The organism is Dongia sp., assembly GCF_041906375.1.
GTDB lineage: Bacteria > Pseudomonadota > Alphaproteobacteria > Dongiales > Dongiaceae > Dongia.
The window spans coordinates 599,105-611,250 of record NZ_JAYRJJ010000001.1 but is presented as its reverse complement, the minus strand read 5'-3'; the positions used below and the strand labels follow the sequence as shown (position 1 = coordinate 611,250).

14 protein-coding genes are annotated in these 12,146 nt (G+C 59.0%); 5 read left to right on the top strand and 9 right to left on the bottom strand.

From position 1 onward, the window contains the following. Positions 1-6: 6 nt before the first annotated feature. Positions 7-1,101 carry a sensor histidine kinase gene (locus tag ACE3OA_RS02795; protein WP_374307631.1) on the top strand — a complete coding sequence of 365 codons (1,095 nt, stop codon included), beginning with the start codon at positions 7-9 and terminating at the stop codon, positions 1,099-1,101. On the opposite strand, the gene ACE3OA_RS02790 is transcribed toward ACE3OA_RS02795, so the two are convergent. From ACE3OA_RS02790 to ACE3OA_RS02780, 3 genes are all read right to left on the bottom strand, one after another. Then, positions 1,098-1,319: a hypothetical protein gene (locus ACE3OA_RS02790; protein ID WP_374307629.1), complete on the bottom strand. Its 222-nt coding sequence runs from the start codon at positions 1,317-1,319 to the stop codon at positions 1,098-1,100. The two genes, ACE3OA_RS02795 and ACE3OA_RS02790, sit on opposite strands and share 4 nt — an antisense overlap. A 3-nt stretch (positions 1,320-1,322) precedes the next feature. Then, positions 1,323-1,949 carry a sigma-70 family RNA polymerase sigma factor gene (locus ACE3OA_RS02785; RefSeq protein ID WP_374307627.1) on the bottom strand — a complete coding sequence of 209 codons (627 nt, stop codon included), beginning with the start codon at positions 1,947-1,949 and terminating at the stop codon, positions 1,323-1,325. A 116-nt stretch (positions 1,950-2,065) separates the two neighbouring features. Then, positions 2,066-2,350, bottom strand: coding sequence for a hypothetical protein (locus tag ACE3OA_RS02780; RefSeq protein ID WP_374307624.1), 285 nt, complete (start codon positions 2,348-2,350; stop codon positions 2,066-2,068). Positions 2,351-2,619: 269 nt separating this feature from the next. On the opposite strand from ACE3OA_RS02780, the gene ACE3OA_RS02775 reads away from it, so the two are divergent. Continuing rightward, the gene (locus ACE3OA_RS02775; protein WP_374307622.1) at positions 2,620-3,420 is read left to right on the top strand and encodes a response regulator; all 801 of its coding nucleotides are present in this window, start codon (positions 2,620-2,622) and stop codon (positions 3,418-3,420) included. A gap of 276 nt (positions 3,421-3,696) precedes the next feature. Beyond that, positions 3,697-5,313, top strand: coding sequence for a histidine kinase dimerization/phosphoacceptor domain -containing protein (locus ACE3OA_RS02770; protein ID WP_374307620.1), 1,617 nt, complete (start codon positions 3,697-3,699; stop codon positions 5,311-5,313). A gap of 11 nt (positions 5,314-5,324) precedes the next feature. Here ACE3OA_RS02770 and ACE3OA_RS02765 read toward each other — a convergent pair whose 3' ends face one another. Next, on the bottom strand, positions 5,325-5,801 hold the full coding sequence (locus ACE3OA_RS02765) for a hypothetical protein (RefSeq protein ID WP_374307618.1): 477 nt from the start codon (positions 5,799-5,801) through the stop codon (positions 5,325-5,327). A 217-nt stretch (positions 5,802-6,018) separates the two neighbouring features. On the opposite strand from ACE3OA_RS02765, the gene ACE3OA_RS02760 reads away from it, so the two are divergent. Both ACE3OA_RS02760 and ACE3OA_RS02755 read left to right on the top strand, forming a co-directional pair. Further along, complete coding sequence (locus tag ACE3OA_RS02760; RefSeq protein ID WP_374307616.1) at positions 6,019-6,159, top strand: hypothetical protein; 141 nt, start codon at positions 6,019-6,021, stop codon at positions 6,157-6,159. 21 nt (positions 6,160-6,180) lie between these two features. After that, positions 6,181-7,131, top strand: coding sequence for an AI-2E family transporter (locus ACE3OA_RS02755; RefSeq protein ID WP_374307614.1), 951 nt, complete (start codon positions 6,181-6,183; stop codon positions 7,129-7,131). A 63-nt stretch (positions 7,132-7,194) separates the two neighbouring features. Here the strand turns inward: ACE3OA_RS02755 and ACE3OA_RS02750 are convergent, their stop codons facing one another. From ACE3OA_RS02750 to araD1, 5 genes are all read right to left on the bottom strand, one after another. Next, positions 7,195-7,983 (bottom strand): ABC transporter permease, encoded by a 789-nt coding sequence (locus tag ACE3OA_RS02750; protein ID WP_374307611.1) that lies wholly within the window; start codon positions 7,981-7,983, stop codon positions 7,195-7,197. Further along, positions 7,980-8,849 carry an ABC transporter permease gene (locus tag ACE3OA_RS02745; protein WP_374307609.1) on the bottom strand — a complete coding sequence of 290 codons (870 nt, stop codon included), beginning with the start codon at positions 8,847-8,849 and terminating at the stop codon, positions 7,980-7,982. The genes ACE3OA_RS02750 and ACE3OA_RS02745 overlap by 4 nt, the downstream gene beginning before the upstream one ends. A 1-nt stretch (position 8,850) precedes the next feature. Beyond that, positions 8,851-9,954: an ABC transporter ATP-binding protein gene (locus ACE3OA_RS02740; protein ID WP_374307607.1), complete on the bottom strand. Its 1,104-nt coding sequence runs from the start codon at positions 9,952-9,954 to the stop codon at positions 8,851-8,853. Between the two features lie 86 nt (positions 9,955-10,040). Further along, positions 10,041-11,084 (bottom strand): ABC transporter substrate-binding protein, encoded by a 1,044-nt coding sequence (locus ACE3OA_RS02735; protein ID WP_374307605.1) that lies wholly within the window; start codon positions 11,082-11,084, stop codon positions 10,041-10,043. Between the two features lie 50 nt (positions 11,085-11,134). Then, positions 11,135-12,130, bottom strand: coding sequence for an AraD1 family protein (gene araD1 / locus ACE3OA_RS02730; RefSeq protein ID WP_374307603.1), 996 nt, complete (start codon positions 12,128-12,130; stop codon positions 11,135-11,137). Positions 12,131-12,146: the final 16 nt, after the last annotated feature.

Sequence of the window (12,146 nt, the reverse complement as noted above, 5' to 3'; positions counted from 1 at the left end):
AGATCCATGCCAACGAAGCCACATCTGCTCTATATTGATGACGATCAGGGCCTCGGCCGTCTGGTAGCGAAGGATCTCGCGCGGCACGACATCGATGTCACTGTCGCTCATAGCGGCGTTGACGGCTTGCGCCTTGCGGCGGAAGGCAATTTCGAGGTCGTCGGCCTCGATCATTTCATGCCGGGTGAGAGCGGACTCGATATCTTGGCCGCACTTGGTCGACTGCCCAGCCCGCCAGCCGTCATCTACGTCACCGGCAGCGAAGATATCAACATCGCCGTGGCGGCACTGCGGAACGGTGCCAGCGACTTCGTCGTCAAGGATGTCCAGGGTTCATTCCTGGCATTACTGCGCAAGGCGATCGGCACCGCCATGACCCAGTCGCATCTGCGTCGCGCCAAGGAAACAGCTGAGGCGGAAATGCTGGCCGCCAATGAGCGCCTGGAAAAGCTCACGACCAAGCAAGCCGTCTTGCTGCACGAAATGAACCACCGTATCGGCAATTCACTGCAGCTTATCACTTCGATGATCCGGCTGCAGGCGTCCGCCACGCGTGACACCGAGGCCAAGGAGGTGCTGCGCCAAGCTGCAGAACGTGTGGTTGCAGTTGCTCAAGTGCATCAGCGTCTCTACACCTCAGACGATGTCCAGCATGTCCAGATGCAGCCTTATCTCGCTAAACTGCTGGAAGATCAGGGAATGGCAGCGCGCGATCGCGGGTGCCGGATCTCGATCGACATTGAAGATGTAAAACTCAGTACCGACCGTGCCATTTCGGTAGGCATCATCGTCACAGAGTTGGTCACCAATTCGCTAAAATACGCCTATCCAGCTGCGGGTGGTGCCATTCGCGTCAAGCTTGCGCCCGTTTCGGCGTCCGAATTGATGCTGGCGGTTGAGGATGATGGTGTGGGTCACGCCGCCAGCCAAAAATTAGCGTCATCGATTGAAAGCACCGGCGTCGGCTCACGCATTGTGGATGCCATGGCGCGCGGCCTAGGCGCGCAGATTGAACAGAACAGCGACGCTAACGGTTTCAGGTCTTTACTGGTCTTTCCGCACAGCATCGACCCTTCGTCAGACACGCAGGAACTGCGCTAGGCGCGGCGACGGCCAGCCACCACCAAAGCAACACCCGCGACGATGGCAAGAATTCCGGCAATGTCCGGGATGTGAACAGTATGCTCCTGATCGGCGGTCGCAACCAGAGGGCCGACCTCCAGCACTTTCTCTTCCGTAGTGTAGGAGAAGCGGCCAATCGCAAGGGCGGCGATGCCGACAACGACCAATAGCAGGCCGACGATTGATATTGGTTTCATGAGTCATTTCCCCGATCTTGATGTCTTAAATACGGCGGACTGAACCTGACCGGACTCATTTGCCAGGAAGTCTTCCAACCCGTCCAGCTGTTCCGGCGCACTATCACTGCGCTGCCCCAAGAGGTTTCCCTGCTCCAGAATCTGTTTCAGCTCTGTGCGCGCGCGCGAAACACGGCTTTTCACCGTGCCAACGCGGCAATTGCAAACCTCGGCTGCTTCCTCATAACTAAAGCCGCTGGCACCGACCAGGATCAACACTTCGCGCTGATCGGCGTTCAACTGCCAGAAGGCTCGACGGAAGTCATTGAACTCGAGATTGGCCTCCTGCGTTGGGCCGATCGAGGGTTCGTCACCAGCCATTTCGTCGATCGATGTCGACTTGATCCAGCGCTTGCGACATTCATTGTAATAGAGATTGCGCAGGATGGTGAACATCCACGCCTTGAAATTTGTGCCCGGCGTGAACTGATTGATCGCCGCCAAGGCGCGCACGACAGCGTCATGGGTCAAATCATCAGCCTGGTCGCGATTGCGCGTGAGCGAGCGCGCAAAGGCGCGTAAATGTGGGATTACTGCCAGCAGCATCGCCTCGACGTCGCTTCTTGTCTGTTCCGGCACCTGCATTTCCATTCGCATTTCTTTCATTTCATCCAAACGCCTGGCCTGAACCGCAGTTCCTGCTGCGGGTCAACCCGGCGGCGCGAATGCCGCCTCGAGTGACGCGACCTGAGTTCCGGCAGACGGTGTTATCTGTCGCTTCGCTTCTTCAATTGCCCGATCAGCTTCGCCAGATCCGGCGGCAATGGCTCACTGCTGACATCATTGAACAATCTATTCAGTTGATCGTCGAACCAGCGATCCAGGGTCTGCACCGGTCGCACCTGATGTGCACTGTTCCCATTCGACGAAGCGCCGTTCACCGAACTTCGCAGCGAGGCAATGTCGCTCGGTTCGAGCTGGCCGGCATTGGACTTGCCGTCGCCAGATCTTTCTGGTGCATTCATATCTTGATCACTCTTATGTGATTTCACGATCGCTAACTGCCTTCTATTCCGTCACCACAACTCCCGGATGCCCAGTAAGGCTCCCGGTCGAAGTAGCCCCCGATGACGCCATCGAGTTGCGGGCTGCCCCAGCTTCTACTTTTAGGTCAGTGACTTAGACCCTCAGCGCTGGATTTTTCTCTCGGCTATGGGAACCCAAATCGGGTGAAACGGTTCCTTACTTATCTAAAAAATGCCGGCGACGGGCTGACAAGCAAGTGGCTGGTTCCGAACAATCAAAGCCGAGGGGTGGCAACGTGCGGGCCAATTCCGATGAAATCGTCCACAATCTAAAATATGTCCGGCGCTATGCTCGCGCGCTCATGGGATCTCAGGAATCCGGCGATCTATATGTCCGTGTCTCCCTTGAGGCGCTTCTTGCTGAACCTGACCTATTGCCGGCAGGGTCTGACGTGAAGCTTGGCCTTTTCAAGCTGTTCCACACTGTTTCCAACCGCAATATCGAACCGAGCATCGAGACCGCCGATCTGGTCGATCTTTCCGTCGAAGCCAGATTGCAGGCGCTCCCCGCATCGGAACGCCAGATTCTCCTGCTTACATCGCTGGAAGGTTTCTCGATCGCGGATTCTGCCATGATCCTCGATATCCCGCTGGCCGAAGCGGAAGCCCTGCTTGTTGACGCCTGGTCGACCGTCAACCAGCAGATCGCGACGTCGATCCTGGTGATCGAGGACGAACCAGTCATTGCGCTCGACATTGCCAGTCTGGTCACAGATCTCGGCCATCGGGTCGTCGGCGTCGCCGCCAGCCAGACCGAGGCCGTGGCGATCTTCACCAGAACGCAGCCCGGCCTTGTTCTGGCCGATATCGATCTGGGCGCTGGTGGTTCCGGTATCACGGCAGTTACTGAGATTCTGCGCATGTCCTCTGTGCCGGTTATCTTCGTGACGGCCTATCCGGAACGCTTGCTTACCGGTGAGAGGCCGGAACCGACCTATCTCGTCACCAAACCGTTCGAACCCGATACACTCAAGGTGACCATTTCCCAGGCACTATCCTTTACCAGCACCGGCCACGCAAAGCGCGTCGCGGTCTGATCCCGACCCGCGCGGCCGTCCCTTCTCGATATTGAGGCAACTGCAACCGCATCGGCCGATCACCCGCAGCTGGCCTCACCGACAGGCGGTCGTTTTCAGCAGCGGCGAAGGAATGCAAGACATGTGCTGTCGGTACGGACCTCACGCAGCGGAATATCCATGATCCGGACATTTTTCCAGCCGCTGCGGCACCGCCTGATCCTGCTCTTCGCGATCGTCCTGGTCGTGCCGAGCGCTTTTGGCGTCTGGGCGGCAGTCGACAATTTCCGGGGTCAGGTGAGCGCCGCCCGCGAAGCCACCTTGCGCTTTGCGACCCTTGCCTCGAACTACGAAAGCAATCTGCTGTGGCAATCCCAGCAGATCACGCAGAATCTCTCCCGAGATGAACACGTGCTTTCCGTCCTGCGCGGCAACGACGACACCCGCATCCGTAAGCTTTGCGACGATGCCTTCTATCGCGCTGTAGAACCCTACCCTCCCTATGGCACGGCAGTTCTCTTCGACCTCAAAGGTAACGCCATTTGCCAATGGGATGCGAGCAAACACTTGACGAATGTGGCGCACCGGGAGTGGTTCAACATCATCCTCGCTACTGGCGCACCCACGATCAGTGGATATTTGATGTCGCCATCACTGCAGGAACCGATCATCGCCTTCGCCGCGCCGATGTTCGATACCGACGGGGTGCTCAAAGGCGCGCTTGCCCTTGGGATCCGGCTGAACTGGCTTTCCGCTATCGGCCAGGAGCCAGGCTTGCCCGGCATCGCCCAAGTGGCGCTGCTTGATCGCCATGGCAAGGTGCTGGTCGGATCGGAAGGCAGCGACAGCGATACGGCAAGCTCACTTCCTGGCGAAATGGAGATCCAACAGGTTGTTTCCGGGGGTGTACGCCAGCTCGACGCCTTGGGGGCCGACGGTCAGCGGCGTTTCTATGCGGCGAACGCCCTCGGCAATAGCAGCCTCTTCGTGCTCCTCAGCGTGCCGCGCGCCAGTGTCATTGACCCGCTCTTGCGCGACCTGATGATTCAGATCGGCGTTCTTTGCCTCGTCTCCGTCGCCGGCATGATGACCGCATTGTTCGGCGCCCGCCTGCTCGTCACGAAATGGACCGAAAAGCTCGCCGGAGCCGCCAATGACATGGCACTCGGAAAGCTTGACACGGGGTCGGAACTGCGCGGTGCACCGATTGAGATCGCGCAGCTGGGTGAGAACCTGAAATCGATGGCTGTGCGCCTCGAGCACCGCGAAGCTGACCTCCGCGAATCCCTGGCGCAGAAGCAGCTGATGCTGCGCGAAATTCATCACAGGGTTAAGAACAATCTGCAGGTTGTCACCAGCCTGCTCAACCTCTACGCGCGGCAGCGCCGCGACGACGCGTTCCGCCAAGCCTTCTCGGACCTGCAGATCCGCATCAATGCGTTAGCGCTCGTTCATCGCCATCTTTATGAAAGCGAAGACCTCAAGGAAATCGATCTTGCACCGTTCATGCAGAATCTGTGCAGCCTGCTACAAGACAATTCCGGCGTATCGGCGCGACGTGTGGCGATGCACCTCGACGTTCCCGACCTTCGCATGTCCGGTGATCGGGCTGTTCCGCTCGCGTTGCTGACGACCGAAATTGTCAGCAACAGCTTCAAGCACGCTTTCCCCGATCAGCGCATCGGGAGCATTGACGTCAAGATGCGTGTCGATGGCAAGGGCGATGCCCTGATGACCATAATAGATGATGGCATCGGGCGTGATGGTGCAATGTCAGACATACAGGGCAAGGGCGACGTCACGGCTACGATGGGGATAACCTTGATCACCGCTTTTGCCAGACAGCTCGGCGGCAAGGTGAACGTCGCCGGCCCACCGGGCACGGCGACGACGATAGAATTCCGTGCATACTAAGCGCGGCAGGCCTAGCCATTGGCCTTGGTTGCGGAAACTACTGCGAACTCGAGGTCGTCCAATTCCTGCCTCGGCTGCTTGATCTCCTTGACGATGGCCGACGCCTCGTTGGGTGACAGCTTCACGCCGTAAGGTGACCCCGGTGCGCGGGATTTCCGCACCACGTCCAGCAACCGGCCAATGGCCCCGGGCAGATCGAGCGCTTCAGAGAGGACGTCCCCTGCCGGGCGCGGTGTCTGTTCGGTCGCTTCCGCCAACTGCTTGGTATAGGCCTCCAGGAATGGTGCGCGACCGACCTTTGCGTAACAGGCCGCGTCCAGCAGAACCGACTTGGCTAGCGTCGGGCGACCGGCGCGGTCAGGGTCGGAATAGTCCCTAATTGTCTTAGGGGAAAGGTTTGCGGCCTTGGCCGCATTGGTCACCCCGAGGATGCGCAGGACATCCAGCGTGGCATCCTCAAAAGTTCCAGCTACGCGAATTTTCGTCATTCTGCCTCCAACTTCTATACCTGCCGGGACAGCGCAAAAGCGCTGTCATAAGGCACGAATTCATTCCCTCCGACCCGTGTGTCGGGAATTCGGATGCAGTCTCAACGATGAAAAGCGGACAGAGTTCCGCAGCGTAGGAAAGGCACGGGGCAAGTACAGGAACATTTGTCACAGATCGTTGTTTTATGTCGGCACAATTTCAAATGACGAACTGACCATGAACACACCCCAGGCCGCGCCGTTGCCGCAGACTACGCCGCCCGATGGGCCAATCGTCGAAGCCGGACCGGTTAATGAGTCGCGTCTCAACGTCGTGGCAGTCGCCACGGTCTGCCTCGCCATCCTCGCCGGTCTTTAGGCCCTCTATGTCGCGCGGGCAGTGGTGCTGCCTGTCATTGTTGCTTTTGTGTTGCGCCTGCTGCTGCAGCCCGTCTATCGGCTGTGCTTAAATGCGCACCTGCCACGCGTCATCGCGGCAATGATCACGATTTCCGTTCTGGCGGCGCTGGCAACGATTGCCTGGATTCCCCTCAGTGAATCGGCTGGCGATTGGGTCTCTAAATTGCCCGATGCAGTCAGTATGCTGACGGAACGCCTCAGCCTGCTGCGCGAACCGATCGACTTCGTACAGCGCCTGGTCCGCCATGCGGAACGGGCGACCAACGGTGGAAGCACGACCGTCGCCGTCCAGCATTTTGACCTAGTCGGCGCTGTGATCGAGGGGTTGCGCGCCATCACCGACGGCCTGTTCACAACCGTACTCGTTCTCTTCTTCCTGCTGGTCGCCGGAGATACCTTCCTGCGGCGACTGGTCGAATTGCTGCCAACTTTTCGCCAGAAGCGTCAGCTCATTGATATTTGCCAGCAGATCGAGAACGATGTCTCGGCCTATCTGGTAACTGTGGCCGTGATGAACATCGTCGTCGGCGCGATGGTCGCTGTCGCCATGTATTTCTGCGGCATGAGCGATCCGCTGCTCTGGGGCGTGCTCGCCTTGGCACTTAATTTTGTCCCTATCCTCGGACCTTTGGTCGGCATCGGTATCTTCCTGCTGGTCGGTTTCATCAGCTTTGATAACAATTGGATTGCTGTGCTGCCGGCAGCGCTCTATCTCGTCATTCATGTGATCGAGGGGGAGATCGTGACACCGATGCTGCTGGCCCGGCGATTTACCCTCAACCCAGTCGGGGTCATCCTGGCCCTGGTGTTCTGGTATTGGATGTGGGCAGTGCCAGGTGCGATCCTTGCGGTACCGATGCTGGCTATCACCAAGATCATCTGCGACCGGGTCGAAGCCCTTCAACCCCTGGGGCACATGCTGGAAGATTGATTCCGGTGAGCACCATCCGGTTTAGACGGCTTCATACCCCGCGCTATAGAATTGAAGTCCCTGTCAGGGCGTCTCACGCGGCATGAGATAGCGGGCGGCGAGGAGGCAAAGGAGCGTGGTGAACCCCAGGATCACGGCCACCAGTGCATTAATATCCGGCGTGAAGCCGAGCCGCATCATAGCCCAGAGGCGGATCGGCAGGGTGTTGTCGGTCCCCGTCACCAATAGTGTGATCATGGTCTCATCGAATGACAGCGCGAAGGCCAGGATCCCCGCCCCGATCATGGCACTGGTGAGGTTTGGCAACAGAACAAAGCGGAAGGTCTGCCAGCCGCTGGCACCCAGATCGTAGGAAGCTTCGACTAGGCTGCGGCTCAAGGACTGCAGGCGAACCAGGAGAGTCCGATAGACGAGCGCCAGAACGAAGACCGTATGGCCGATGATGACCGTCACCAGGGAGCGGTCAAAATTGATTTCCCGGAAATAGATGAGGAGTGCCAGGCCAGTGATGATCGGCGGCATCAGAAATGGCAGGAAGATGATGAACTGCAGCAGCGCGCGGTCCTTCGACTTGCCGCTGTTGAAATAAAGCGCGCTGGCAATGCCGAGAATGAGCGAACAGACGACCGCAGCGACACCGACGAGAATTGTGTTGCGTAGCGCGATCAGGATGCCCTCGTTAGAGGCCAGCGCCACATAGGCATCCATCGTCGGCTGCTGCCAGTCTACAGCCCCCTGCTTCAGGGCGAAGAAGGACGAGAGGATGGGCACGAAGATCGGTCCGTAGAGCAGTATGAAAACCAGTCCCGCGATAGCGGCGAGCCAGCCTTGGGCATGTGAGTCCCTTGTCATTTCACGACGCTCCGGTCGCGGCCGAAGACGGTACCGATGGCGATGGCGCCGATGACGACGATGGCCAAGATAACGGAGAGGGCCGCGCCGAAGGGCCAATTGAAGGCCGATCCGAACTGGCTGTAGATGATACGCCCGAAGGTGAAACCGCTTTGCCCGCCAACCATTTGTGGCGTCAGGAAGTCGCCGATAGCGAGCACGAAGACGAATGTGAGCGCGGAGACGACGCCGGGCAGGCTGAGAGGCAGGATGACGCGCAGGAAGGTCTGCGCCGCGCTGGCGCCGAGATCAGCCGAAGCATCGATCAGCGAGCGCGGTATGCGCTCCAGCGACAGAAATATCGGCAACACAGCGAAGGGAATGAGCAGGACGGTCAGCGTCAGCAGGACGGCATTGAGATTGAAGACGAAGAAGGTCAGCGGTTCGTCGATCAGCCCCAGCCACAGCAAGCTGCGGTTGAGCACGCCATTGCCACCAAGAATGCTGCGGATGGCGTAAATCTTGATAACATAGCTCATGAGCAGCGGCACGAGCATGAGCATGAGCAGAATGTAGCGCTTGCGCCCGCTGAGGCCGGCCAGAAAGTAGGCCACTGGATAGCCCGCAAAGACAGTGAGGAACGATACTTCGAGGCAGAGGATGCAGGTCCGCCACAAAACCGGGAGAAAAATCGGATCAGTGAAGAAGCGCTGATAGTTGCCCAAGGTGATGCCATAGGACATCACTCCGTGTTCGGTCCAGAAGAAGCTGTAGGCGAGAAACGCCGCCAACGGAAGGAGGATAAAGGCCACGGGATAGAAGAAGACGCCGACCAGCGCCGGCACATGGCGTGCCGGTCGCCCACCCGATGTGGCAGCGATACGCATGCTAGATCAGCACCAGGCGGCAATCGGCCGCCCGCCAATGCAGATTGGCCGTCTCGCCAACGCTGAGTGCCACACCCTCGACCTTGCTGGGCAGGCGCAGGCGCAGGCTCATAGGCCCGGTCCCGCCGACGCGAAAGGTCGCCAGCGTGTGGGCGCCGGCGAAATTTAGGCTGGAGACGATGCCGTGGGCGCTGTTGTCGTAGCCAGGCCCGGCGGGATTGAGTGCCAACGCTTCGGGGCGAAAGACGGCAAGGGCGCGTGTCCCCGCGGGCGCTGCAGCGAGTTCCGGCTGGCCGTCAATAGCACAGAGCATCCGGCCCAGCGGCGTTTCGACCCAGCGCCGATCACCGGTCAGGTCGGCAAGCCGGCCTTCTATCAGATTGTTGTCGCCGAAGAAGCGCGCAACGAATTCGCTGGCCGGTCTGTAATAGACTTCATGGGCGCTGCCCAGTTGCTGGATTCGCCCCCCATTCATGACGCAAATGCGGTCGGCCATGGCGATCGCTTCTTCCTGATCATGGGTGACGAATAGGAAGGTCGTCTTGATTTCGCGCTGGATGTCCTTGAGGAAAAGCTGCATCTGGCGCCGCAACTCGACGTCGAGCGCTGCCAGAGGCTCGTCGAGCAGGATCAGGCGCGGCCGGCAGATGATGGCGCGGGCCAAGGCCACGCGCTGCCGCTGGCCGCCGGACAACTGCGCCGGGTAGCGATGCGCGAATTCGCGCAACTGCACAAGTTCCAACGCCTCGCCCACCCTACCTTCGACCTCTGCATTCTTGACGCCGCGGACCTTGAGCCCATAGCCGACATTGGCGGCGACCGTCATGTGCGGAAACAGCGCATAGTCCTGGAAAACCGTGTTGAAGGGTCGCTTGTTGATCGGCAGCCCGCTGATATCGCCGCCATCGAGCAGGATCTGACCGCTGCTCGGCGTCTCAAAACCGCCGATCATGCGCAGGATCGTGGTCTTACCGGAGCCGGAGGGACCAAGGATGGTAATGAACTCGCCGTCGCGGACGGCAAGATCGATCTGCTCCAACACCGTGGTCGGACCGAAATTCTTTGAAACCGCCTTCAGTTCCAGCAGCAAGCGCTCGGTACTCATCTTCATCCAGTTTGGTATGGTCGCCGGCAAGAGTGCGGCCGACGAAACGACCTTGCGCTTCGTCGGCCGAACGACCTGGTCCTAGCTTACTGCGCGGCCTTGATCTCATTCCAGAGATCGGCTCGCTTGGTCGGATCCTCGACCGATTCGAGGTAGATCAGCTTGTCGTCGGCGCCGGCATTGGCCGACGGAGCCACGGTATTGCCGAAGCCAGTACGCTTGGTCAGCTGCTCGCCGATCTGCTTCTGCAAGAGGAAGTCAATCCACTCCTCCGCCAGCTCCTTGTCCTCGACACCGCTGCTCAGCGCCCAGGTATCGAGCCAGGCAAGAGCACCTTCCTTCGGGTTGACATAGGCGATATGAGCGCCCGCATCCTGCATGGCCTTGACCTGCTGCTGGCCGTAATTGGCCCAGATGAGCGCCACGTCATTGCTCTGGTAGATCTGCAGTGCTTCGTCAGCGGTGCTGTAGAAGCTCAGCACATTGCCCTTTAAGTCGACCAACTTCTTCTTGATCTGGTCCATCTGCTCGGCACTGAGATGGAAGGGGTCTTCGATGCCGAGGGTGAGCGCCGTGAAGGAGAAGTTGTGCTCGCCATTGTCATAGGCCAGCACCTTGCCCTTGTATTGCGGATCCCACAGTACGTCCATGGAAGTCGGCGCCGGCTTCACCTTGTCGGTGTCGTAGATGAGGCCGATAGAGTCGAAGCAGAACGGAATGGCGTGCACCTTGCCATCACGCATGACGCCTTTGACCTTGGTGAGGTCATTGAAGATCGGCAGCTGCGATTTCTGGTTCGGCACCTTGTCGAGATCGATCGGCGTCGTAAGGCCGGCATCGATGTAGCGCTGGAGCTGCGCCGTATTGACGGCGAAGAGGTCGAAATCCTTGCCCTCGGAGCCCTTGATCTTGGCCCAGATCTCGTCATCTGTGCCGATGAAGACGACGCTGACATCGGCACCGGTCTTCTTTTCGAATTCCTTGACCCAGTCGTCGTCGGCATAACCTTGCCAGGCGAGGACGCGCAGTTCCTTGGCGTCGGCCGCATGCGTGGCGATCAGGCCGGTACCCATCAACACGCAGATTCCGGCCATGACCGGCAACCCGCGCTTCACCAGTTTCCCAAACATGTTGAACCTCCTTGTTTATTGTTCGACCGCATCATTCAATTGTGATGTCGTTACAGTACCTTCACCGTCACCAGACCTTCGTCCGGCACCGCAACCATCTGGTTACGAAGCGTCTTGCCAAAAACCTCCGCCTCGATCTCAAAAACATCCCCCGGTTGGGTCTTGATGCCCGAAGCATAGCTCATGACCGCCGCCCCGAAGAAATATGCATGCAGGTCACCCGGCCGCCGGAACATCGGATACCGGAAATGATAATGCTCGAGATTAGCGATGGAATGCGACATGTTCTTTTCACCGGAGAGGAAATCCTCCTCCCATAGGATCTGATCACCGCGCCGGATGCGAGACTTGCCACGCACGTCCTGCGGCAGCTCGCCGATCAGGATTTCCGGCCCGATCGAACAAGCGCGCAGCTTTGAATGCTGGGTATAGAGGTAGTTCTGCGCCTCGGTGATATGGTCCGAGAATTCGTTGCCGAGGGCATAGCCGATGCGATAGGGCTGGCCGTCGGGGCCGACCAAATAGAGGCCGACAATTTCTGCCTCCTCGGCGCCGGCCAAAGCAAAGGCCGGGAGCGGAATGGGTTCCTCCGGGGCCAGCACGCAGGTGCCCACGCCTTTGTAGAACCATTCCGGTTGAATTCCAATCTTGCCTGCTTCCGGCTTGCCGCCATCGAGCCCCATGCGGAAGATCTTCATGGAATCGGATTCAGGGGCGCCGTCGCCATGGGTGGCGATATGCATCCTGTTACGAGCCGAGGCCGAGCCGATATGGGTGAGGCCCGTACCGGTAATAAAGAAGCGTGCCGGTTCCGGATGCTCGATCGGCGCCATGACCTGACGCTTGGCGAGAAGGTCGGCATAATCGATCAGGCGGTCGGTGACGAGCTCATTCACAAGGGCCTCGATGCCGATCTTCCTCGCGATAGCGAGATTGGCGATCTCGAACACGCTGGAGACCTTGCCGATCTCGCGCGCATGGTTACCGTCGGGTTGCACGACGCCCACGTGACGATGGCCGCCCTGGAAATATTGAATGAGACGCATGGTGATCTACCTCGTT